Here is a 21,731-nt window from a genome sequence, read left to right on the forward strand (position 1 = left end):
CTTCCACACGTGCGGGACGGACCGGCGCACCACGCGGGAGACCGGCCGTCGGAAAAAGCCGGGGTGCCCACCCGTTGAGGGTTTGCGCCCCGGCCACCGTACAACCGGTGTGTTACTCGGAATCCTGTCCTGCCGCGATCTTGCGCTGCACGGCCGCCTTCACCAGACCCGCGAACAGCGGGTGCGGGCGGGTCGGCCGCGAGCGCAGCTCCGGGTGCGCCTGGGTGGCGACCAGGTAGGGGTGGACGTCGCGCGGGTACTCGACGTACTCGACGAGCTTGCCGTCGGGCGAGGTGCCCGAGAAGAGGATGCCGGCCTTCTTCTCCAGCTCCGCGCGGTAGGCGTTGTTCACCTCGTAGCGGTGCCGGTGACGCTCCTCGACGTACTCCTTGCCGTCGTACACCTCGCGCACGATCGAGCCCTCGGCCAGCTTGGCCGGGTACATGCCCAGCCGCATGGTGCCGCCCATGTCGCCCTCGCCGGCGACGATGTCGAGCTGCTCGGCCATGGTGGAGATGACCGGGTGGCCGGTGCCCGAGTCGAACTCGGTGGAGTTGGCGTCGGGGATGTCGGCCAGGTTGCGGGCCGCCTCGATCACGATGCACTGGAGGCCCAGGCAGAGACCCAGCAGCGGGATCCGGTTCTCGCGGGCGTAGCGGATCGCGCCGACCTTGCCGAGCACACCGCGGTCGCCGAAGCCGCCGGGGATGCAGATGCCGTCGACGTCGCCGAGCTGCGCCGCGGCGCCGGCCGGGGTCTTGCAGTCGTCGGACGTGACCCACTTGATCTTCACCCGGGCCCGGTTGGCGAAACCGCCGGCGCGCAGCGCCTCGGTGACCGAGAGGTAGGCGTCGGGCAGGTCGATGTACTTGCCGACCAGCGCCAGGGTGATCTCGTGCTCGGGGTTGTGGACGCGGTCGAGCAGGTCGTCCCAGGTCGTCCAGTCCACGTCGCGGAAGGGCAGGTCCAGCTTGCGGACGACATAGGCGTCCAGGCCCTCGCCGTGCACGGTCTTCGGGATGTCGTAGATGGAGCGCGCGTCGGGGCAGGCCACGACCGCGTCCTCGTCGACGTCGCACATCAGCGAGATCTTGCGCTTGATCGCGGTGGGCACCTCGCGGTCGCAGCGCAGGACGATGGCGTCCGGCTGGATACCGATGTTGCGCAGCGCCGCGACCGAGTGCTGGGTCGGCTTGGTCTTCAGCTCGCCCGAGGGGCCGATGTAGGGCAGGAGCGAGATGTGGACGACGAAGACGTTGTCCCGGCCGACCTCGTGGCGGACCTGGCGGACCGTCTCCAGGAACGGCAGCGACTCGATGTCGCCGACCGTGCCGCCGACCTCGGTGATGACGACGTCGACCGCGTCGGTGGCCATGCGGCGGATGCGGTGCTTGATCTCGTTGGTGATGTGCGGGATCACCTGCACCGTGTCGCCCAGGTACTCGCCGCGCCGCTCCTTGGCGATCACCGTCGAGTAGATCTGACCGGTGGTGACGTTCGCGGAGCCGTCCAGGTCGCGGTCGAGGAAACGCTCGTAGTGGCCGATGTCCAGGTCGGTCTCGGCGCCGTCGTTGGTGACGAACACCTCGCCGTGCTGGAAGGGGTTCATCGTGCCGGGGTCGACGTTCAGGTACGGGTCGAGCTTCTGCATCACGACGCGCAGGCCCCGTGCCTTCAGCAGCATGCCGAGGCTGGACGCCGTCAGGCCCTTGCCGAGCGAGGAGGCGACACCCCCGGTGACGAAGATGTGCTTGGTCGTCGTGGATTTGGGCGTCATGGCCAAGAGGGGGCTCCCGTGGTCGCGTTCTGGGGGTGCGGTGCGGCTGCGGTCCGGACCGGAGTTTTCCGGTTTTCGGGGAGGCGCCGTCGCTGCGGTTCGGGGGTTTCGTGCCCACCGGTCCACGGGCTACCAGCGTATCAGCGCCTGACGGAGATGGCTTCCGGCGACGCTGCGCACTCGCCCCGACACAGGCAGGTCACCTGCTCGTCATCGACTGCTCACCCGTTCGGCTCAGGCGCGTTGTCCGGAGCAGCACGCAGATCATCTACGTGCGTCGTATCCTGCTCGGACACTCGCTGCCGAGCCCGGCCCGACACCAGGGCACCACCACTCGCCCCCTCATTCATCGGAACAACGAGAGCTCGTCAGTTCGTTGAACAAAAATCGGCGTTTTGCCTCACGGCCGAGCGGCTGCTTTGCTTCACCGCTTGAGGACGCACGACAAACGACCCCTTGACCGCACTAGCGACCGCCCCATTCGCGTGGGGTGACGTGGCCGTTCGACTGGAGTTGCACGTGGCCGGGCGCATCGAAGACTACGCACTCATCGGAGACATGCAGACAGCGGCGCTGGTCTGCCGGGACGGCACCGTCGACTGGCTGTGCCTGCCCCGCTTCGACTCGCATGCCATCTTCGCCGGTCTGCTCGGCACCGAGGAACACGGGTTCTGGCGACTGGGCCCGGCCGGTTCCCCCGACGCCCCGCCGCCCGCGGCGGACCGGCGGACCTACCGCGGCGACTCGCTGATCCTGGAGTCCGAGTGGGACACCCCGCGCGGCACGGTCAGGGTGATCGACTTCATGCCCCCGCGTGAAGGTGCCGCCCCACAGCTGATCCGGATCGTGGAAGGCGTCTCGGGCCGCGTACCGGTGCAGTCGACGCTCCGGATGCGCTTCTCCTACGGGCGTGTGGTGCCGTGGGTGCACCGGCACGACGGACGCACCGTGGCCGTCGCGGGCCCCGACTCGGTGTGGTTCGACACCAACGCGGAGACCTACGGCGAGTCGCTGACGACGTACACGGACTTCACGGTCTCCCCGGGCGACCGGGTCACCTTCACCCTGTCGTGGCAGCCCTCGCACCACGCTCCGCCCGGGATGCCGGAGCCCGAGCAGCAGCTGGAGGCGACCGAGGAGTTCTGGCGCGAGTGGGTGGACCACTGTACGTACCACGGTCCCTACCGTGAGGCCGTGATCCGCTCGCTGATCACGCTCAAGGCTCTCACCTACGCGCCCACCGGCGGCATCGTCGCGGCCCCCACCACCTCCCTGCCGGAGGAGATCGGCGGGGTGCGCAACTGGGACTACCGCTACACCTGGCTGCGCGACGCGGCCATCACCCTCTCCTCGCTGCTGCGCACCGGCTACCGCGAGGAGGCCCGCGCCTGGCGCGAATGGCTGCTGCGGGCCGTCGCGGGCGACCCGGAGAACCTCCAGATCATGTACGGCATCGCGGGCGAGCGCGAGCTCGGCGAGGCCGAGCTGGACTGGCTGCCGGGGTACGAGAACTCCAGCCCGGTCCGGGTCGGCAACGGCGCCGCGAACCAGCTCCAGCTCGACGTGTACGGCGAGGTCACCGAGGCCCTGCACCTGGCCCATATGACCGGCCTGGCCCGCAACGACTACGCCTCCCTGCTCCAGCTCAAGCTGATCCGCTACCTGGAGGACCACTGGGACGAGCCGGACGAGGGCATCTGGGAGGTGCGCGGCCCGCGCCGCCACTTCGTGCACTCCAAGGTGATGGCCTGGGTCGCCGTCGACCGCACGATCAAGCTGATCGAGTCGGGCGACGCGAACGGCCCGCTGGAGAAGTGGCGCCAGCTGCGCGAGGACATCCACCGCGACGTCTGCGAGCGGGGCTACGACAAGGAGCGCAACACCTTCACCCAGTCGTACGGCTCGAAGGAGCTGGACGCCGCGCTGCTGCTGATCCCGCAGATGGGCTTCCTGCCGCCGGACGACAAGCGCGTGATCGGCACGATCGAGGCGATCCAGCGCGAGCTGTCCACCTCGGACGGCTTCATCCTGCGCTACCCGACCGACGGCAGCAACGAGGGCGTCGACGGGCTCCCGGGCGACGAGGGCGCCTTCCTCGCCTGCTCGTTCTGGATGGCGGACGACCTCGCGATGATCGGCCGTGTGGACGAGGCCCGCAAGCTGTTCGAAAAGCTGCTGGCCCTGCGCAACGACCTGGGCCTGCTCGCGGAGGAGTGGGACTCGCGCCTCCAGCGCCAGGTCGGCAACTTCCCGCAGGCCTTCAGCCACGTCCCGCTGATCGACACGGCACTGCGCCTGACGGCGTCCGGGGCCTACGCGGGCTGAACCGACCGGACCGCACGGCCGCCGCCCTCCTACGCTGGATGGGGACAGACACCCCTATCGGGAAGGGGGCGGCCATGGCTCCCCCATCGAAGGCGGCCGCGGCCCTCGCCGCGCTGCGCGCGGACCTCTCGGGCGAGGTGTTCGCCCCGGGGGACGAGGGTTACGACGCGGCCCGGACCGTTTTCAACGCCATGATCGACCGGCGCCCGGCCGTCATCGCGCAGTGCGCCGACGAGGCCGATGTCGTCCGGGCGGTGCTCTTCGGAAGGGACCTGGACCTGCATGTCGCGGTGCGCGGCGGCGGACACAGCGTGGCGGGCATGGCGCTCGGCGACAACGCGCTCGTCGTCGATCTGCGCCGGCTGCACGAGGTGACCGTCGATCCGGCGGCCGAGGCCGTACGGATCGGCGGCGGCGCCACCATGAGCCATCTGGACCGCGCCACCCAGCCCTACGCGCTGGCCACCACCGGCGGCCGGGCTTCGACCACCGGGGTCGGCGGCTTCGTGCTGGGCGGCGGCACCGGCTGGCTGGACCGCTGGTGCGGCCTGGCCGTCGACAATCTGCTGGGCGTCGAGCTGGTCACCGCCGACGGCTCCCGCGTCCATGCCAACGACGACGAGAATCCCGAGCTGTTCTGGGCCCTGCACGGCGGCGGCGGCAACTTCGGCGTCGCCACCGCGCTCACCCTGAAGGTCCATGAACTGCCCCGGTTCTCGGCCGCGGTGCTGCTGTACCTCCCCGAGTTCGGCCCGGAGGTGGTGCGCACCTACCGCGACATCATCGAGTCCGCTCCGCACGAGGCGGGCGGCGGCGTCCTGTACCTGACCGGCCCGCCCGAGGAGTTCGTGCCGCCGCCCCTGGTCGGACGGCTCGTGTGCGTCGCGCTGCTGACGTACGCGGGCGCCGAGGAGCCCATGCGCAAGCTCGCCCAGCCGCTGCTGGCGCTGCCGCACGAGACGGAGGTGGTGGCCGAGCTGCCGTACGCCGACTTCCAGACCATGTTCGACGATCCGCCGGGGATGCGGAACTACTGGTCGGCAGAGTATCCGGCGAGCCTGCCCGACGAGCTGGTGGACGTCTTCTGCGCCCTCGCGGACACCGTGCCCGTGCCGACCGGCACCCAGCACGTGCTGTTCCCGCAGGGCGGCGCGATCGCCGAGGGGCCCGCGCAGTACCCGGTTCCCTACCGGGACGCGCCGTGGGCGGTGCACCCGTTCGGGGTCTGGGAGGACCCCGCCGACGACGAGCGGGCCGTGGCGTGGGTACGCGGTGTGCGGGACGCCGTCCGGCCGTGGAGCACCGGCGCGGTCTACCTCAACTTCATCGGCGACGAGGGCACGGAACGGGTGGAAGCCGGGCTCGGCGCCGAGAACGGCCGGCGGCTCGGCGAACTGAAGCGGCGGTACGACCCGGACAACGTCTTCCGGTTCAACCACAACATCCGGCCGCTCTGAGTTCCGTGGACTCCTGCGCGGACTCCGGCGCGGACTCCTGCGCGGACTCCTGCGCGGACTCCGGCGCGCGCCCCGGTCCGCCGCCCGCCGACCGGATATATCGCCCGGACGTCCGCGCAGGTAGCGTCCGCTGCATGGACAGCAGCACCGAGCATCACCCGGACGGCCCCCGGGACCGACGATTCGACAGCCAGGCCACCGGGATCACCGTGCAGCGGGCGCTGGAGCTGCCCGGGCTGCGCAGCGGGCTCCCGGAGGTCCTCGCCGGCGCCGACCGGCTGTCGCGGACGGTGCGCTGGGTGCACGCGGGCGAGGTGCCGAACATCGCCTCGCTGCTCAAGGGCGGCGAACTGCTGCTGACCACGGGGTACGGAATCGGCACTCGCCCCGCCGACCAGCGCGCGTTCGTACGCACGCTGGCCGAGCGCGGCATCGCGGCCCTGGTGGTCGAGCTCGGCCCGCGCTTCACCCGGCTGCCCGCCGCCCTGGTCGAGACCGCGCAGACGGCCGGTCTCCCGCTGGTCCAGCTGCACCGCGAGGTGCCGTTCGTGGCGGTCACCGAGGAGATCCACACCGAGATCGTCAACGGTCACTACGCGCTGCTCCAGCGGGCCGAGGAGGTGCACCGCCGATGTACCGAAGCCCTGCTGGGCGGCGGCGGGATCCCGCAGGTCCTCGGCATCCTGGCCGACTTCAGCGGCAACCCGGTCTTCCTGGAGACGGCCGAAGGACGGCTCCTGTACGCCGCCGGGGCGGGCCCCGAGGGCGCGGACCCGCTCCAGGTGTGGGAGGGGCTGCGCGGCCAGCACAGGGACACCCCGCCCTCGGGCTCGGTGCTCGTCGACGTGCCCGGCGGGGGGCCGGGGACCGGAGCGGTGCGGGCCCGGCTGGTGCTGCTGCCCGTGCTCGGCCCGCTCGCTCCCGTGCACCGGATCGCCGCCGAACGGGCCGCGGGCATCCTCGCGGTGGTCCTGATGCAGGCCCGCCAGGAGGAGGAGCTGGCGGCGCGCGGCCGCGGCGACTTCCTCACCGATCTCGCCGAGGGCCGCATCGCCGCGGCGGACGCCCCCGCGCAGGCCCGCGTCCTGGGCTTCAAGCCGGGCGACAGCCCGCTGCTGCCGGTGGTCATGCGGCTGGGCGACGCGCTCTCCCCGGGCGGCGGCTGGGCGGTGCTGGCGCGCGCGGTCGCCGAGGAGCTGGCGTCCGTGGGAGTGCCGGTCCTGCTGGGCGTACGACCCGTCGAGGGCCGGGTGCCGCTGCTGCTGGGCCTGCGCTCGGAGTCGGAGCGGGCGACGGTCGCCGACCGGGTCGCGGCGGCGCTGCGCGCCGGGGTGGAGCGGGCGGGGATGCAGCGGCCTGGGGCCCCGGCGCCGGTCGTGGTCGTCGGGATGGCCGGTGGCTGGGCGGCGGCGTCGGCGGGCCTGCGGCACGCGGCGGAGACGGCGACCGCGGCCCAGGGGCTGCCCGGCCGCCCCTGGTACGACGCCCGCCGTCTCGACATCGACCTGCTGCTGTGGCGCCTGCGGGACCATCCCGACCTGGCGGCCTTCGTGGACCGTGCGATCGGCCCGCTGCGCGAGCACGACAACCGCTCCAGGCCTCCGCTGCTGCCGACGCTGGAGACGTATCTCGCCCATGCGGGCCGCAAGGCGGAGACGGCCCGCGAACTGCATCTCAACCGTCAGACGCTGTACAACCGCCTCGCCCGCATCGGCGAGTTGCTGGGCACGGACCTCGACGACCCGCAGACGGTCCTGGTGTTGAGTCTGGCCCTGCGGGCGCGTCGGCATGTTCCCTGAGCGGCGGCCGCTCAGGGCAGCGGTGTGGGCCGCGTCAACTCGTCGTAGACACTGAGCACCTGGTTGACCGTCTCGTCCTCGGTCGGCCAAGTGGCCGCCTGCCGGACGCCCTTGTCGGCCAGCAGCGCCCGGCGGCCGGGGTCGCCCAGGAGGCGCAGGACGGCGTCGCAGAGGGCCTCGGCGTCACCGTACGGCACCAGTTCGGCCGCGTCGCCGACGAGTTCGGGGGTTCCGCCGACATCGGTCGCGACGAGCGGGACGCGGGCCCGCAGCGCCTCCTGCGCGAACACGGACCGCGCCTCCCACCGGCCGGTCAGCAGCGCCAGGTCGGCCGCGGCGATCAGCTCGCCCGCGTCGTCGCGGCGGCCGATGAGCCGCACCGGCAGCCCCTCGTCCTCGATACGGCGCTGGAGCACCGCCCGCAGTGGGCCCTCGCCCGCGACGACGACCAGCGGTTCGGGGTCGAGCCCCCGCCAGGCCCGCGCGGCGTCCAGCAGCACCCGGTACCCCCGGTGCGGCTCCAGGGAGCCGACGGCCATCAGCAACGGGCGTCCGGTGGCGCCGAGTTCGGCCCGGACCTTGGAGCGGTGCCGGTCGGGGTCGTCCGGCTCGGCGGGACCGCCGGGCCCGGGCAGGGCGACCGCGGCGAGCCGCGCGTCCCGGGCGCCCGTACGACGGGCCCGGTCCACGAGGGTCGAGGTGGTGCCGAGCACCACGGTGGCGGCCCGCACCACCCGGCGCTCGAGGAGTCGTACGAGATGGGCGCGGGCACCCTCGGCGTACGCGCGATCGTGCCAGGTGACGACGAGCGGGGTGTGCCGTCCGCTGAGGGCGAGCACGGCCCGGAAGGAGGCGTGCAGCCCGTGCGCGTGCACCAGGTCGGCGTCCGTGCAGGCCGCCCGGAGCGCGGCGACCGCCCCCGGGTCACTGCTGCGGGGCACGTGCACGTGTTCGGCGCCGGCTCCCGTGAAGTCGTAGAGGTGATCGGCCTCGGCGGGGGCGCACACCGTGACCCGCACGCCCCGCGCGGCGAGGCCCGAGGCCAGGGAGCGCACATGTGTGCTGCTGCCGGCGTTGCCTCCGCCCAGTACCTGCACGGTGCGCAGCGGCGACCGGCCGTGCGGCGAGGGGCGGCTGACGGGGCTCACGCGGCCGGGGCTCCTGGTTCGGCGTCGGACGGTCACGACGAAAATACAGAAGGATCGGGCGCGGGGTGTGTACCGCGTGATTCCCTCTCATGTCCTACGCCAAGGATGCCAGGACGCACGGGTGTTCCGGGAACCCCGACGGCTCCGACCGCTCCCCACCCGACCGCACGCATCACTCACCCGAGTGAATCCGCCGCGGCCGGGCCCGGCCCTGCGCCGTCCGCAACCCGGCGGCGCGCCCGGCTGCCGGGCCGGCGCGGCACCGGGGCGCACCCGCGCGGCGGCCCCGCCCCACCGGGCTCGGCGCCCGGCCGGTCCGCCCAGCCGGAGCGCCGAACGAACCCGGAGCACAAAAGCGGTGGGCGGCCCGGAGTGCAGAGCGGTGGGCGGCCCGGAGCGCGGGGCAGACCCGGGGCGCCCGGCGGACCGGGGTCCGGAGCCCGGCGCGCCCGGCCGGTCCGCTCGGCTCGGCCGGAACTCCCGGCCGAGCCGCAGCCGGAGCTCCCCGGCCGAGCGTTCAAGCGGAGCGCTCAGGCGTCCGCGCGGGCCGCCGCGAGCAGTTCCTCCGCATGGGCCCGCGCCGTCTGCGAGTCCTCCTGGCCGGCCAGCATCCGGGACAACTCCCTGATCCGGTCCTCCCCTTCGAGCACCTTCACGCCGGAGCGGGTCACCGATCCGTCGTTGGTCTTCTCCACCAGCAGCTGCCGGTCCGCGAAGGCCGCGACCTGCGGCAGATGGGTGACGACCACGACCTGCGCGCTCTTCGCGAGCCGCGCGAGCCGCCGTCCGATCTCCACCGCCGCCTTGCCGCCGACACCGGCGTCGACCTCGTCGAAGAGGTACGTCGGCACCGGATCCGTCCCGGCGAACACGACCTCGACCGCCAGCATCACGCGCGAGAGCTCACCGCCGGACGCGCCCTTGGCGATGGGCCGCGGCGGGGCACCCGGGTGCGGGGCCAGCAGCAGCTCCACCTCGTCGGCGCCGGACGGCCCGTACGCGACCGTGCGTCCGCCGACCTCGACGCCCTCGGCGTCCTCCGTCTGCCGCAGGTCGAACGACACGCGCGCGTGGGGCATGGCCAGCGAGGCCAGCTCGGCGGTCACCGCGGCCGCGAACCGCTCGGCCGCCTCCGTCCGGGCGTCCGTCAGCGCCTGGGCGAGCCCGCCCAGTTCGGTGCGCAGCGCGTCCCGCTCGGCGGTCAGCTCGCCGATCCGCTCGTCGTCGCCGTCCAGCTCGGTCAGTCGGCCGGCGCCCTGCTCGGCCCAGGCCAGCACGGAGGCGATGTCCTGACCGTCCCGGCCGTACTTGCGGGTCAGCGCGGTGAGCGCCGCCCGGCGCTCCTCGACCGCCGCCAGCCGCAGCGGGTCGGCGTCCAGGTCGTCGGCGTAGCCCGCCAGCTCCCCTGCCACGTCGCCCAGCAGGATCCCGATCTCCCCGATCCGGTCGGTCAGCGCGGCCAGCGACGGGTCGTGGGACCGTACGGCCTCCAGGGCCCGCTGTGCGCCCGCCACGAGCGTCGCGGCGTCGATGCCCTCGGGATCCTCCGGGTTGCCCGCGAGAGCGGCATGTGCGGCCGTGGCGGCCGACGACAGCGCCTCCGCGTGCCCGAGCCGCTCCGCCTCCTCGGCGAGCTCCACGTCCTCACCGGCACGCGGCTCGACGCCCGCGACCTCGTCGAGGCCGTAGCGCAGCATGTCGGCCTCCTGGGCCCGCTCACGCGCACGGGTGACGATCTCGTCGAGCTCGGTGGCGACGGCCCGCAGCCGCCGGTAGGCCTCCGTGTACTTGGCGAGCGGCCCCGCGACGGCGTCGCCCGCGTAACGGTCGAGCGCCGCGCGCTGCCGCGAGAGTTTCAGCAGCCCCTGCTGGTCGGTCTGTCCGTGGACGGCCACCAGTTCGTCGGCGAGTTCGGCGAGCATCCCGACGGGCACGCTCCGCCCGCCCAGATGAGCCCGCGAGCGCCCCTCCGCGGAAACGGTACGGCTGATCAGCAGAGCTCCGTCGTCGAGCTCGGCCCCCGCCTCCTCCGCGCGCACGATCGCGGCCGTGTGCGCGGGTACGGAGATCCGCCCCTCCACGACCGCGTTCTTCGCCCCGATCCGCACGAGCGCCGGGTCCGCGCGCCCGCCGAGGAGCAGTCCCAGGCTGGTGACCACCATGGTCTTGCCCGCACCCGTCTCACCGGTGACCGCGGTGAACCCGGGCGACAGCTCGACGACCGCGTCGTCGATGACCCCGAGAGACCGTATCCGCATTTCCTCCAACACGCACCCGACCATACGAGGTTTTCCGGGCCGTGTGCGACGCCGCCCCCTGCAACGAGTGCCGAGCGTTACCTGCCCGGGGTAATCCTCGTTGTGCTCGCGGCCTCCGCGCTCCCGCGGGGCGAACCGCTCGGCCCGGTCCTCCACCTCGCCGGCCGTCCGGTCCCGGCCGGGGCACGGGTGCGGCGCCCCGGCCCGCGGCGCGGGGCCGATCCGGTGCCCCGGCGGCGTCCGGGGCACCAGGTCCGTACTACTGCCGGGCCCCTCGCCACCCCGAGACGGGCAGCGCGAACTTCGCCACCAGCCGGTCGGTGAACGACGCGTGGTGCAGCCGGGCCAGGCGCACGGGAACGGCCCCCCGCCGCACCTCGACCCGCGCCCCCGGCGGCAGCTCGACCGTCCGCCGGCCGTCGCACCACAGGACGCCGGGCGGGACGTGCGGCAGCACCTCGACCGCCAGCACCGAGTTCGGCGAGGTGACCAGCGGCTTCGCGAACAGCGCGTGCGCGCTGATCGGCACCATCAGCAGCGCCTCGACCTCGGGCCACACCACGGGCCCGCCCGCCGAGAAGGCGTACGCCGTCGACCCGGTCGGGGTCGACAGCACGATCCCGTCGCAGCCGAACCCGGTCACCGGCCGCCCGTCGATCTCCAGCACGACCTCGAGCAGCTTCTCGGCGCCGGCCTTCTGCACGGCCGCCTCGTTCAGCGCCCAGTCGGTGTGCACGATGTCGCCGTTGCGGTGCACGACGACGTCGACGGTCATCCGCTCCTCGACCTCGTACGCCTTGGTCACCACCCGGTCGACGACCTTGTCGAGGTCGTCGCGCTCGGCCTCCGCGAGGAACCCAACGCTGCCCAGGTTCACGCCGAGCATCGGCACCCCGGACGCCCGGGCGAACTCGGCGCCGCGCAGCAGCGTGCCGTCGCCGCCGAGGACGATCAGCAGCTCGCAGCCCTCCAGGCACTGCGGGGTGGCCTCCGCGACCAGCTCCACCTCGTCCGGCAGCGGCAGGTCGGCTGCCTCGTACTCCAGCACCCTGACACCCACGCCGGCCCGCAGCAGCCCCTTCACCACGAGTTCGGCACTGCGGATGGCCGCGGGCCGCCCGGTGTGGGCGAGCAGGAAAACAGTACGAGCTCGGTTCTCTGTCAACGCGGCCCCTCCGCCACTGCACGGTCGACATCGGCCGGGTCCAGTTCGGGGGCTCCGGCACGCAGCCACAGAAAGTACTCGACGTTGCCCGAGGGACCGGGCAGCGGACTGGCGGTGACACCCTTCACCCCGAGCCCGAGTTCCCACGCCTTCTGCGCCACGCCCCGCACGGCCTCCGCCCGCAGCTGCGGACTCCGTACGACACCCCCGCTCCCCAGCCGTTCCTTCCCCACCTCGAACTGCGGCTTGACCATCATCACCAGGTCGGCGTCCGGCTTCACGCACCGCGCCAGGGCCGGCAGCACCAGCCCGAGCGGGATGAAGGACAGATCGCCCACGACAAGATCCACAGGTTCCCCATCGATCGCTTCAAGCGTCAACTCGCGTACGTTCGTACGGTCCTTGACGGTGACGCGTTCATCGCTCTGGAGAGACCAGGCGAGTTGTCCGTAACCCACGTCCACGGCGACGACGTGCGCGGCTCCCGCCCGCAGCAGTACGTCGGTGAAGCCGCCGGTGGACGCGCCCGCGTCCAGGGCCCGCCGTCCCCCGACGGCCAGCCCCTGCGGCACGAAGGCGGCGAGCGCCCCGGCGAGCTTGTGGCCGCCGCGCGAGACGTACTCGGGGTCGCCGTCGCCGGACGCGACGACGATCGCCGCCGCGGTCTCCACCTGGGTGGCGGGCTTGGTCGCGACGGTCTTGCCGACCGTCACCCGGCCCGCGGCGATCAGCTGGCTGGCGTGCTCGCGCGAACGCGCGAGCTTCCTGCGGACCAGCTCCGCGTCCAGACGGCGGCGTGCGACTCCTGCCACGTTCGGTTCAGCTCCTCGTCATCCCGTACGGGGGTCGTACCGTACGGCGGTCGAAAGGTGGGACCCGAAGGATCTCACTTACGCGGTGGCGGCCGGGGGACGGGTGGGAGCCGGCAGTCCCGGGCGAGCGTCGAGCGCGGTGAGCGCGTCCCGCAGCCCCCGGTGCACATCCTCGTACACCTCGACGTGTCCGTCGGCGGCGAGGTGATCGGCGTCACCGAGCCGCTCCAGCAGCGCGTCCACCTCGGCGTTGCCGGTGCGGACGCGGGAGATCTCCAGCGGAGCGGGGGCGGCCGGGTCGGACGCCGGCCCGGCCTGCGCCGTCGCCGCTTCCGTCGGGGTCCCGGCCTCGGGCACAGAGTCGGTCATGCCCCGACGCTACCCCGAACCGCTGAGGTAACGTCGATCACCATGGCCACCATCGAGGAGTGCCGCACCGCGCTCGAAAAGCTCTCCGAGTCCATGGGAGGCGCCGAGGGCGACGTCCGTGAGGCCGCCGCCCTGGACCGCTCGGTGAGCTGTCGCATCACCGATCTGGACATCACCTTCGCCGGGCGGCTCGTCGGCGGCCGGATCGAGGTGCTGGACACCCATCCCGGCCCGCCGCGCCGGAAGGCCGAGATCCGGCTGACCATGGCCGGCGACGACCTGGTGGCGCTGGTCGCGGGCGAGCTGAACTTCGCCAAGGCCTGGGGATCGGGCCGGGTGAAGCTGGAGGCGGGCCTGCTCGACCTGTTCCGGCTCAGGAAGCTCCTGTAGCCGCGGCCCTCACCCTCCCGGGCCTCCCCTGGCGCCTTGAACCTCCCCGGCCGCGCCCCTTAGCGCGGGGCGGCGGCCTTCGCCTCGGTACGGGCCCTGCGCGCCGCCGGGACCACCAGCGGCGTCCCCGTCTCGGGGTCGTCGATGACCTGGCAGCGCAGCCCGAAGACCTCCTCGACCAGGGCGGCCGTGACGACCTCGCCGGGCGTGCCCTGGGCGATGACCCGCCCGCCGCGCAACGCGATGAGGTGGGTGGCGTACCGGGCCGCGTGGTTGAGGTCGTGCAGCACGGCGACCAGCGTGCGGCCCTGCTCCTCGTGCAGCTGGGCGCAGAGGTCGAGCACGTCGATCTGGTGCTGGATGTCCAGGTAGGTCGTCGGCTCGTCGAGCAGGAGCAGCGGCGTCTGCTGGGCGAGCGCCATCGCGATCCACACGCGCTGGCGCTGGCCGCCGGAGAGCTCGTCGACATAGCGCTCGGCCAGTTCGGCGACGCCGGTCTGGGCCATGGACTCCTGCACGACCCGCTCGTCCTCGGCCGACCACTGGCGCAGCAGCCCCTGATGCGGGTAGCGGCCGCGGCCCACCAGGTCGGCGACGGTGATCCCGTCCGGCGCGATCGAGGACTGCGGCAGCAGGCCCAGCGTCCGCGCGACCTTCTTCGCCGGCATCGACTGGATGACCTGCCCGTCGAGCAGCACCCGGCCCTCGCTCGGCTTCAGCATCCGCGACAGCGCCCGCAGCAACGTCGACTTGCCGCACGCGTTCGGGCCGACGATCACCGTGAAGGAGTTGTCGGGGATCTCCACCGACAGCTGTTCGGCGATGACCCGCTGGTCGTAGGCGAGGGTGACGTTCTCTGCGGACAGACGGTTCACGGTGCTCCTCGGGTTGTTCGGTCCGCCGGTGGGGGCGCTCGGTTCGCCGGTGACATGGGACGGACCAGTGGCGTTGCCGGGGCCGTCGGCGGCGTGGGACGGTCCGCCGGTGACGGTGGCGCTCATATCCGGCCCGCCCGGCGCTCGGTGACCAGCAGCCAGAGCAGGTAGACACCGCCGAGCACGCCGGTCACCACGCCCACCGGCAGCTGTTCGGCGCCGAAGGCCCGCTGCGAGGCCCAGTCGGCGGTGACCAGGAGGGTGGCGCCCATGCACAGCGACGGCACGAGGTTCGGCCCGGGGGACCGGGTCAGCCGCCGGGCGAGCTGCGGCGCGGTCAGCGCCACGAAGCTGACGGGTCCCGCGGCGGCGGTGGCGGTCGCGGTGAGCAGCACGGCCGCCACCATCAGCAGCAGCCGTACCCGCTCCACCCGCACCCCGAGGGCGTTGGCCACGTCGTCGCCCATCTCCGTCATCCGCAGCCCGCGGGCGTTGGCGAGGACGAGCGGGACGAGCACCGCGCACAGGGCGAGCAGCGGCCAGACCTGTTCCCAGTCGCGGCCGTCGAGGGAGCCGGTCATCCAGACGACGGCACGGGCCGCGTCCACGATGTCGGACTTGGTCAGCAGATAGCCGTTGACCGCCGTGACGACGGCCGACACGCCGATGCCGACCAGCACCAGCCGGTAGCCGTGCACGCCCTGCTTCCAGGACAGCAGGTAGATGGCGAGGCCGGTCAGCAGCCCGCCGACGAGCGCGCCGAGGGTGACCTCGGTGGCGTCCCCGGACAGCAGCACGATCACCACGAGCGCGCCGGCCGTCGCCCCCTGCCCGAGTCCCAGGACGTCCGGACTGCCCAGCGGATTGCGGGAGATGGACTGGAACAGCGCGCCGCCGAGCCCCAGCGAGGCGCCCACCAGGAGGCCTACCAGGACCCGCGGTAGCCGGAGTTCGTTGACGATGAAGTCCTGCCCCGGCGTGCCGTTCCCCACGAGCGTCTTGAGGACGTCGCCGGGCGGGATCGGGAAGTCGCCGGTGCCGATCAGGACCACGCTCGCGGCGAGCGCGGCGGCCAGCAGCAGCACCACGACGGTGACCGCCCGCACGTCCAGCCGGAGCGAGAACCCGCCCGGCATGCGCAGCGCGCGGGCGGCCCGGTTCGCGCCGGAGGTCCGGTTCGCCTTGGTGGCCCGGGAGTTCTTCACTGCCGTCCTCACAGCTGCGCCGTCCTGCGTCGTCGTACGAGAAAGATGAAGACCGGGCCGCCGACGAGCGCGGTGACGATGCCGACCTGGAGTTCCGAGGGGCGCACGACCACCCGGCCGACGACGTCCGCGCCGAGCAGCAGCACGGGCGACAGGACGGCGGCGTACGGCATGATCCAGCGCATGTCGGGGCCGGTGAAGGAGCGCACGATGTGCGGCACCATCAGCCCGACGAACACGATGGGTCCGCAGGCGGCGGTCGCCGCTCCGCAGAGCACGGTGGCCGCGAGCATGGACAGCGCCCGGGTGCGGTTGAGATGGGCGCCCAGCGCCTTGGCGGTGTCGTCGCCCATGGACATCGCGTTGAGCGGCCGGGCGAGCGCCAGCGCGAGCAGGGTGCCGACGGCGAAGAACGGCAGCACCTGGGCGATGGTCGAGTCGGTGGCCGACGACAGCGACCCGACCGTCCAGAAGCGCATCCGGCCCAGCGCCGCCTTGTCCATGATCATCACGGCTTGGACATAGCCGTACAGCGCGGCGCTGATCGCGGTGCCGGCGAGCGCGAGCCGCACCGGGGTGGCGCCCCGGCTGCCGCCGAGGAACCACACCAGCGCGCCCACGGCGGCCGCGCCGACGAAGGCGAACCACACATAGCCGCTCAGGCTGGTGACACCGAAGTAGGTGATGGCCGTGACGACCGCGGCGGACGCGCCCGCGTTGATGCCGAGCAGCCCGGGGTCGGCGAGCGGATTGCGGGTGAGCGCCTGGAGGACGGCCCCCGACAGGCCGAGCGCCGCGCCGGCGAGCAGCCCGAGGAGGGTCCGCGACAGCCGCTCGTCGACCACGACGTCGCCGTAGGTGCCGGTACTGGTGAACAGGCCGTGCCAGACCTGTTCCAGGGACAGTTCCTTCGCCCCGATCGCGATGCTCGCCATCGCGACGAGCGCCAGGACCGCGGCGGACAGGAGCAGCCCGAAGCTGCGTATCGCCCGGCGGGTTGGGGGCGCGGGGGCGGTCTCCGCGCGCTGCTGAGGAGGACTGTCGACCAACACGCAGTTAGGTTAGCCTATCCTCCATTTCCCCTCGGCGGCCGGTGGTTCACCGGCCGAACTCACAACCCCAGCCGCGCCAGCGCCTTTCCGCCGTCCAGCGTGCACGAGCCGTCCCCGGCCGCGGTCCAGGCCGCCGCGCACAGCGCGCGCAGTCCGTCCAGGGCCTCACCGTCACCGGTCAGTTCCAGGCTCTCGGCTCCCGCGGTCGCCGTCCAGCCACCGCAGCGGAAGCCCTGCCCCTCCTCCTCGACCTCCGGCTGGCCGGTCAACAGCCCTCGCAGATCGGCGTCGACGTACGTCGGCCGGTGCTGCGGCGGCGCGGCGAGCAGCTGCGCGCCGTCGGTCACTCCGGTCAGCACGAGCAGGGAGTCGACCTCCCCGTTGAACGCGCCCTCGATGTCGGTGTCCAGCCGGTCCCCCACCACCAGCGGCCGCTCGGCACCGGTCCGCAGGATCGTCTCCCGGTGCATCGGCGGCAAAGGCTTGCCCGCCACCTGCGGTTCGGCACCCGTCGCGATCCGTACGACCTCCACCGCGGCACCGTTGCCGGGCGCGATACCGCGTCCGCTGGGAATCGTCAGATCGGTGTTGGACGCGAACCACGGCACCCCGCGCGCGACGGCGTAGGAAGCCTCCGCGAAACGTCCCCAGGTCAGATCCGGCCCGCCGTACCCCTGCACCACGGCCGCCGGTTCGTCGTCGGCCGACTCCACGGGCTCCAGGCCACGCTCACGCAGGGCGACCCGCAGCCCCTTCCCGCCGATCACCAGCACCCGGGAGCCGGCCGGCACCTGCTCGCTGATCAGCCGCGCCACCGCCTGCGCGGACGTGATGACGTCGCCCGCCTCCGTCGGAATCCCCAGCTCGGTCAGATGCCCGGCCACCGCGTCCGGCGTGCGCAGCGCGTTGTTCGTGACGTACGCCAGGTGCATGCCACCGGCGCGGGTCGTGGCCAGCGACTCGACCGCGTACGCGATCGCCTGGCCGCCCGCGTACACCACCCCGTCCAGATCGAGCAGCGCCGTGTCGTACGCCTTGCTCAGGGCCTGCCCACTGCCCTCGGGCCTTGTCCTGACGCTCCGGCTCATTCCGCATCGCTCCTCGATCGATCCCTTTCCCAGATCATCTCTCATGCGACTGACACACGTACGATGCCTGGATGAACCTTGCAGGTCACTCGGAAGCAACGGCGCGCCGAGGCCTGGAACTCAACCCGTTCCGAGGCCTGCGCTACGACCCCGACCGGGTCGGCAGCCTGGCAGCCGTGACGTCGCCCCCGTACGACGTGGTCGTCCGGCCCGACGGCGTGTACCACCTTCAGTCGGCCGATCCGCACAACATCGTCCGGTTGATCCTCCCGCAGGACACCACCCCCTCGGCCCGCAACGAACGCGCGGCCGACACCCTGCACCGCTGGCTGGACGAGGGCATCCTGAACGCGGACTCCGAGCCGGGCCTCTACGTCTACGAGCAGCGTGACGACGCCGACCGTCTGCTCCAGCGCGGCCTGATCGGCGCCCTGCGGCTGACCGAGCCGTCGGAGGGCGTGGTGCTGCCGCACGAGGACGTGATGCCGCACATCGTCGCGGACCGCGCCGCTCTCATGCGCGCCACCTCCGCGAACCTCGAACCGCTCCTGCTGACCTACCGCGGCGACGGCGACACCGCCGATGTCGTCGAGCGCACCGCCGAGCGGGAGCCGCTGCTGTCGACGACCACCGAGGACGGTTACGGCCATCGCCTCTGGTCGATCACCGACCCCGCCGAACTGGCCCGTGTCCAGACGGATCTCTCCCAACACCAGGCCCTGATCGCCGACGGTCACCACCGCTGGGCGACGTATCTGCGTCTACGCGCGGAGCATCCCTCACCCGGCCCCTGGGACTACGGTCTCGTCCTTCTCGTCGACACGCTCCGCTACCCCCTGCGCGTCCGCGCGATCCACCGGCTGCTGCACACCCTCCCGATCGCCGACGCCCTGGCGGCCCTGCACGGCCTCTTCCGCGTCCGGCGTCTCGACGTCCCGCTGCCGGACGCCCTCAAGGCACTCGCCGAGGCGGCCGAGACGGGCAACGCGTTCCTGCTGGCCGGGGACGGTTCCTTCCATCTGGTCGATCAGCCGGCCCCGGAGCTCCTGGCCCGGACGGTCCCCGAGGACCGCCCCGCGCTCTGGCGCACCCTGGACGCCACGGTCCTGCACGCCACGCTCCTCGAACACGTCTGGCGCATCCCCGAGGACTCCCCCACCCATATCGCCTACATCCACGACACCGCCGCGACCGTCGAGAAGGCGGAGCGGGGCGGCGGTACGGCCGTCCTGATGCACCCGGTCCACGAGGAGGTCGTCCGCGACCTCGCCCGGCAGGGCGTCACCATGCCCCGCAAGTCGACGTCCTTCGGGCCGAAGCCCGCGTCGGGCCTGGTGCTGCGCACGCTGGAGTTCTGACCGGCCGGGCACCGGCCCCGGACACACGAAAGGGCGGGACCCCGTCACCGGGATCCCGCCCTCACTCACTGCCGCAGGTCAGTCCTTGTCGACGGCCTTCGCGTCGGCCTCGTCGTGAACCTTGCCGGCGACCTCGTCGTCGTCCTCGTCGTCCTCGTCCTCGGAGGCGTCGTCGAGCGGCTCGTCGTCGCCCGTGTCGTCGTCGCTCACGTCGATGTCGCTGTCGTCGATGTCGTCGATGTCGTCATCGTCGTCGTCATCCACATGCGCGTCGGCGTCCGCCGCGGAACGGCCCCGGGACTCCTCCTGGGACTCGTCCTCGTTGTCGTCGAGGGCGTCGACGAACTCCACCCCGTCCAGCTCGGCGAGCCGGTCGGAGGCGTCCGTGCTGCTGTCCCGGTCGGCCTCGACGGCCTTCGCGAACCACTCCCGCGCCTCGTCACGCCGCTCGACGGACAGCAGCGCGTCGGCGTACGCGTACCTCAGCCGCGCGGTCCACGGCTGTACGGAGCTGGAGGCCAGCTCGGGGCTCTGAAGCGTCACGATGGCCGCCTCCAGCTGCCCCATGTCACGCCGGGCACCGGCCGCGACGAGCCGCATCTCGACCTGACCGGCCTTGTCGAGCTTGTGCACCTCTGGGGCGCCGGCCATGTCGAGGGCCTTCTCCGGCCGCCCGAGCCCACGCTCGCAGTCGGCCATGACCGGCCACAACTCGACGGTTCCGGTCATCCGGCGCGCGGCCCGGAACTCGGCGAGCGCCTCGCTGTACTTCTGGTTCGCGTACGCGGCGAAGCCGGCCGCCTCGCGCACGGCCGCGACACGGGAAGCGAGCCGCAGGGCGATCCGCGAGTAGGCGTAGGCGCGCTCGGGCTCCTCGTCGATCAGCCGCGCGACCATCACCAGGTTCTTCGCGACGTCCTCGGCGAGCGTCTTCGGCAGGCTCAGCAGCTCCTGCCGCACATCCGCGTCGATCTCCTCGCCGGTGACGTCCTCCGCGATCGGCAGCCGCTTGATCGGCTCACGGTCCCGGTCCCGCTCGTCGCGGAAACGCCCGCCACCGCGCCGGTCGTCACGGCGGTCGTCCCGCCGGTCGTCACGGCCGCGGAAGCCGCCGGGACGACCGGAACGGTCATCGCGTCGGTCGTCACGGCGGGGGCCACGGCTGCCGCGGTCGTCCCGCCCCTGGAACCCACCGCGGTCGCCCCGGCTGTCGTCCCGACGGCCGTAGCCACCACGGTCTCCACGGTCCTCGCCACGCCGGTCGTCGCGACGGAAGTCGCCACGGTCGTCACGGCGGTCGTCACGGCGGAACCCACCACGGTCGTCGTCACGGCGGGCGGGACGGTCACCGCGGTCGTCGCGACGGAAGGGGGGACGCTCACCGCGGTCATCGCGACGGAAGGGGGGACGCTCACCCCGGTCGTCACGACGGAAGGGGGGACGCTCACCCCGGTCGTCACGACGGAAATCGCCGCGATCGTCGCGTCGGTCGTCACGGCGGAACCCGCCGCGGTCGTCGTCACGGCGGCCGTAGCCACCGCCACGGTTGTCGTCGCGGCGCCCGTAGCCACCACCGCGCTCGCCGCGGTCGTCGCGACGGAAGGGGGGACGGTCGCCACGGTCGTCACGACGCGGACCACCCGAACGGTCGTCACGCTGGAACGCCGGACGAGATCCACGGTCATCACGCCGGTCATCCCGACGGTCGTCACGGCGGTCGTCACGGCGGAAATCGCCGCGGTCGTCGCGACGGAAGGGGGGACGGTCGCCACGGTCATCGCGACGCGGACCACCCGAACGGTCGTCACGCTGGAACGCCGGACGAGATCCACGGTCATCACGCCGGTCATCCCGACGGTCGTCACGGCGGTCGTCACGGCGGTCGTCACGGCGGAAATCGCCGCGGTCGTCGCGACGGAAGGGGGGACGGTCACCGCGGTCATCGCGACGCGGACCACCCGAACGGTCGTCACGCCGGCCATAACCACCGCCACCGCCACGGTTGTCGTCGCGGCGGAACCCACCACGGTCGTCGTCACGGCGGGCGGGACGGTCACCGCGGTCGTCACGACGGAAGCCGCCACGGTCTCCGCGGTCTCCGTGCTGACCGCTTCGGCCACCACGGTCGCCACGATCACCACTGTCCCGTCGCCGCTGGTCGCGCTCCGGTCGATCGTCGGGAGAGTTGGTGGACATCGGTGACTCCTGTCTTCGGTACCCGGTACCGCATTCATTCTCGCGCAACCGAGTACCCGGCGCGCTCCGGAAAAACAAAAAGGACCCTTGGTCCCAGCGTGAACGCTGGGACCAAGGGTCCTCCAAAGATTGTTCGGCGGCGTCCTACTCTCCCACAGGGTCCCCCCTGCAGTACCATCGGCGCTGTGAGGCTTAGCTTCCGGGTTCGGAATGTAACCGGGCGTTTCCCTCACGCTATAACCACCGAAACCCTAATGGTTTCGAGCGAACAAGCACACTCTTTAATTATGTGTTCAGCTCAAAGCCGGCAACGGTCGTTGCCTCAGAACTAACACAGTGGACGCGAGCAACTGAGGACAAGCCCTCGGCCTATTAGTACCGGTCACCTCCACCCATTACTGGGCTTCCAGATCCGGCCTATCAACCCAGTCGTCTACTGGGAGCCTTACCCCATCAA

At 72.5% G+C, this 21,731-nt stretch carries 17 protein-coding genes and 2 rRNA genes; 5 read left to right on the forward strand and 14 right to left on the reverse strand.

Annotated features, from left to right (window positions below; translation table 11 throughout):
- Positions 1-112: 112 nt before the first annotated feature.
- Positions 113-1,777, reverse strand: coding sequence for a CTP synthase (locus tag FNH09_RS19395; RefSeq protein ID WP_152889652.1), 1,665 nt, complete (start codon positions 1,775-1,777; stop codon positions 113-115).
- A gap of 519 nt (positions 1,778-2,296) precedes the next feature.
- Between FNH09_RS19395 and FNH09_RS19400 the strand changes: the two genes are divergently transcribed.
- The 3 genes from FNH09_RS19400 to FNH09_RS19410 all read left to right on the forward strand — a co-directional run bounded on the left by FNH09_RS19400 (position 2,297) and on the right by FNH09_RS19410 (position 7,358).
- Positions 2,297-4,102, forward strand: coding sequence for a glycoside hydrolase family 15 protein (locus tag FNH09_RS19400; protein WP_162468812.1), 1,806 nt, complete (start codon positions 2,297-2,299; stop codon positions 4,100-4,102).
- Between the two features lie 74 nt (positions 4,103-4,176).
- Complete coding sequence (locus tag FNH09_RS19405; protein ID WP_152889657.1) at positions 4,177-5,559, forward strand: FAD-binding oxidoreductase; 1,383 nt, start codon at positions 4,177-4,179, stop codon at positions 5,557-5,559.
- A 134-nt stretch (positions 5,560-5,693) separates the two neighbouring features.
- A complete protein-coding gene (locus FNH09_RS19410; RefSeq protein WP_152889660.1) occupies positions 5,694-7,358 on the forward strand; it encodes a PucR family transcriptional regulator in 1,665 nt (554 codons plus the stop codon).
- An 11-nt stretch (positions 7,359-7,369) separates the two neighbouring features.
- On the opposite strand, the gene FNH09_RS19415 is transcribed toward FNH09_RS19410, so the two are convergent.
- The 5 genes from FNH09_RS19415 to FNH09_RS19440 all read right to left on the reverse strand — a co-directional run bounded on the left by FNH09_RS19415 (position 7,370) and on the right by FNH09_RS19440 (position 13,110).
- On the reverse strand, positions 7,370-8,506 hold the full coding sequence (locus FNH09_RS19415; protein WP_162468808.1) for a glycosyltransferase: 1,137 nt from the start codon (positions 8,504-8,506) through the stop codon (positions 7,370-7,372).
- A 530-nt stretch (positions 8,507-9,036) separates the two neighbouring features.
- On the reverse strand, positions 9,037-10,788 hold the full coding sequence (gene recN / locus FNH09_RS19425) for a DNA repair protein RecN (RefSeq protein ID WP_202919706.1): 1,752 nt from the start codon (positions 10,786-10,788) through the stop codon (positions 9,037-9,039).
- 235 nt (positions 10,789-11,023) lie between these two features.
- Positions 11,024-11,929, reverse strand: a complete 906-nt coding sequence (locus tag FNH09_RS19430; protein ID WP_152889669.1) for an NAD kinase — start codon at positions 11,927-11,929, stop codon at positions 11,024-11,026.
- The gene (locus FNH09_RS19435) at positions 11,926-12,741 is read right to left on the reverse strand and encodes a TlyA family rRNA (cytidine-2'-O)-methyltransferase (RefSeq protein WP_162468809.1); all 816 of its coding nucleotides are present in this window, start codon (positions 12,739-12,741) and stop codon (positions 11,926-11,928) included. Before FNH09_RS19435 ends, FNH09_RS19430 begins: the two co-directional genes overlap by 4 nt.
- Before the next feature lie 78 nt (positions 12,742-12,819).
- The gene (locus tag FNH09_RS19440; RefSeq protein WP_152889671.1) at positions 12,820-13,110 is read right to left on the reverse strand and encodes a hypothetical protein; all 291 of its coding nucleotides are present in this window, start codon (positions 13,108-13,110) and stop codon (positions 12,820-12,822) included.
- Positions 13,111-13,152: 42 nt separating this feature from the next.
- Between FNH09_RS19440 and FNH09_RS19445 the strand changes: the two genes are divergently transcribed.
- Positions 13,153-13,500, forward strand: coding sequence for a sterol-binding protein (locus tag FNH09_RS19445; RefSeq protein WP_152889674.1), 348 nt, complete (start codon positions 13,153-13,155; stop codon positions 13,498-13,500).
- A 59-nt stretch (positions 13,501-13,559) separates the two neighbouring features.
- Here the strand turns inward: FNH09_RS19445 and FNH09_RS19450 are convergent, their stop codons facing one another.
- The 4 genes from FNH09_RS19450 to FNH09_RS19465 all read right to left on the reverse strand — a co-directional run bounded on the left by FNH09_RS19450 (position 13,560) and on the right by FNH09_RS19465 (position 17,720).
- Positions 13,560-14,501: an ABC transporter ATP-binding protein gene (locus FNH09_RS19450; protein ID WP_238426799.1), complete on the reverse strand. Its 942-nt coding sequence runs from the start codon at positions 14,499-14,501 to the stop codon at positions 13,560-13,562.
- Positions 14,498-15,511 (reverse strand): FecCD family ABC transporter permease, encoded by a 1,014-nt coding sequence (locus FNH09_RS19455; RefSeq protein ID WP_152889698.1) that lies wholly within the window; start codon positions 15,509-15,511, stop codon positions 14,498-14,500. Before FNH09_RS19455 ends, FNH09_RS19450 begins: the two co-directional genes overlap by 4 nt.
- 77 nt (positions 15,512-15,588) lie before the next feature.
- Complete coding sequence (locus FNH09_RS19460) at positions 15,589-16,632, reverse strand: iron chelate uptake ABC transporter family permease subunit (RefSeq protein ID WP_162468810.1); 1,044 nt, start codon at positions 16,630-16,632, stop codon at positions 15,589-15,591.
- 59 nt (positions 16,633-16,691) lie between these two features.
- Positions 16,692-17,720 (reverse strand): HAD hydrolase-like protein, encoded by a 1,029-nt coding sequence (locus FNH09_RS19465; protein ID WP_152889677.1) that lies wholly within the window; start codon positions 17,718-17,720, stop codon positions 16,692-16,694.
- A gap of 71 nt (positions 17,721-17,791) precedes the next feature.
- Here FNH09_RS19465 and FNH09_RS19470 point away from each other — a divergent pair, with 71 nt between their 5' ends.
- Positions 17,792-19,078: a DUF1015 family protein gene (locus FNH09_RS19470; protein WP_152889681.1), complete on the forward strand. Its 1,287-nt coding sequence runs from the start codon at positions 17,792-17,794 to the stop codon at positions 19,076-19,078.
- 78 nt (positions 19,079-19,156) lie between these two features.
- Here the strand turns inward: FNH09_RS19470 and FNH09_RS19475 are convergent, their stop codons facing one another.
- From FNH09_RS19475 to FNH09_RS19490, 4 genes are all read right to left on the reverse strand, one after another.
- Positions 19,157-20,038 (reverse strand): hypothetical protein, encoded by an 882-nt coding sequence (locus FNH09_RS19475; RefSeq protein ID WP_338017616.1) that lies wholly within the window; start codon positions 20,036-20,038, stop codon positions 19,157-19,159.
- Positions 20,020-21,210 (reverse strand): hypothetical protein, encoded by a 1,191-nt coding sequence (locus tag FNH09_RS48625; protein WP_156110823.1) that lies wholly within the window; start codon positions 21,208-21,210, stop codon positions 20,020-20,022. The genes FNH09_RS19475 and FNH09_RS48625 overlap by 19 nt, the downstream gene beginning before the upstream one ends.
- 195 nt (positions 21,211-21,405) lie before the next feature.
- A 5S ribosomal RNA gene (gene rrf / locus FNH09_RS19485) occupies positions 21,406-21,522 on the reverse strand.
- Between the two features lie 104 nt (positions 21,523-21,626).
- Positions 21,627-21,731, reverse strand: a 23S ribosomal RNA gene (locus tag FNH09_RS19490); the annotation flags it as partial.

The organism is Streptomyces adustus (assembly GCF_009377175.1).
Taxonomy (GTDB): domain Bacteria; phylum Actinomycetota; class Actinomycetes; order Streptomycetales; family Streptomycetaceae; genus Streptomyces; species Streptomyces adustus.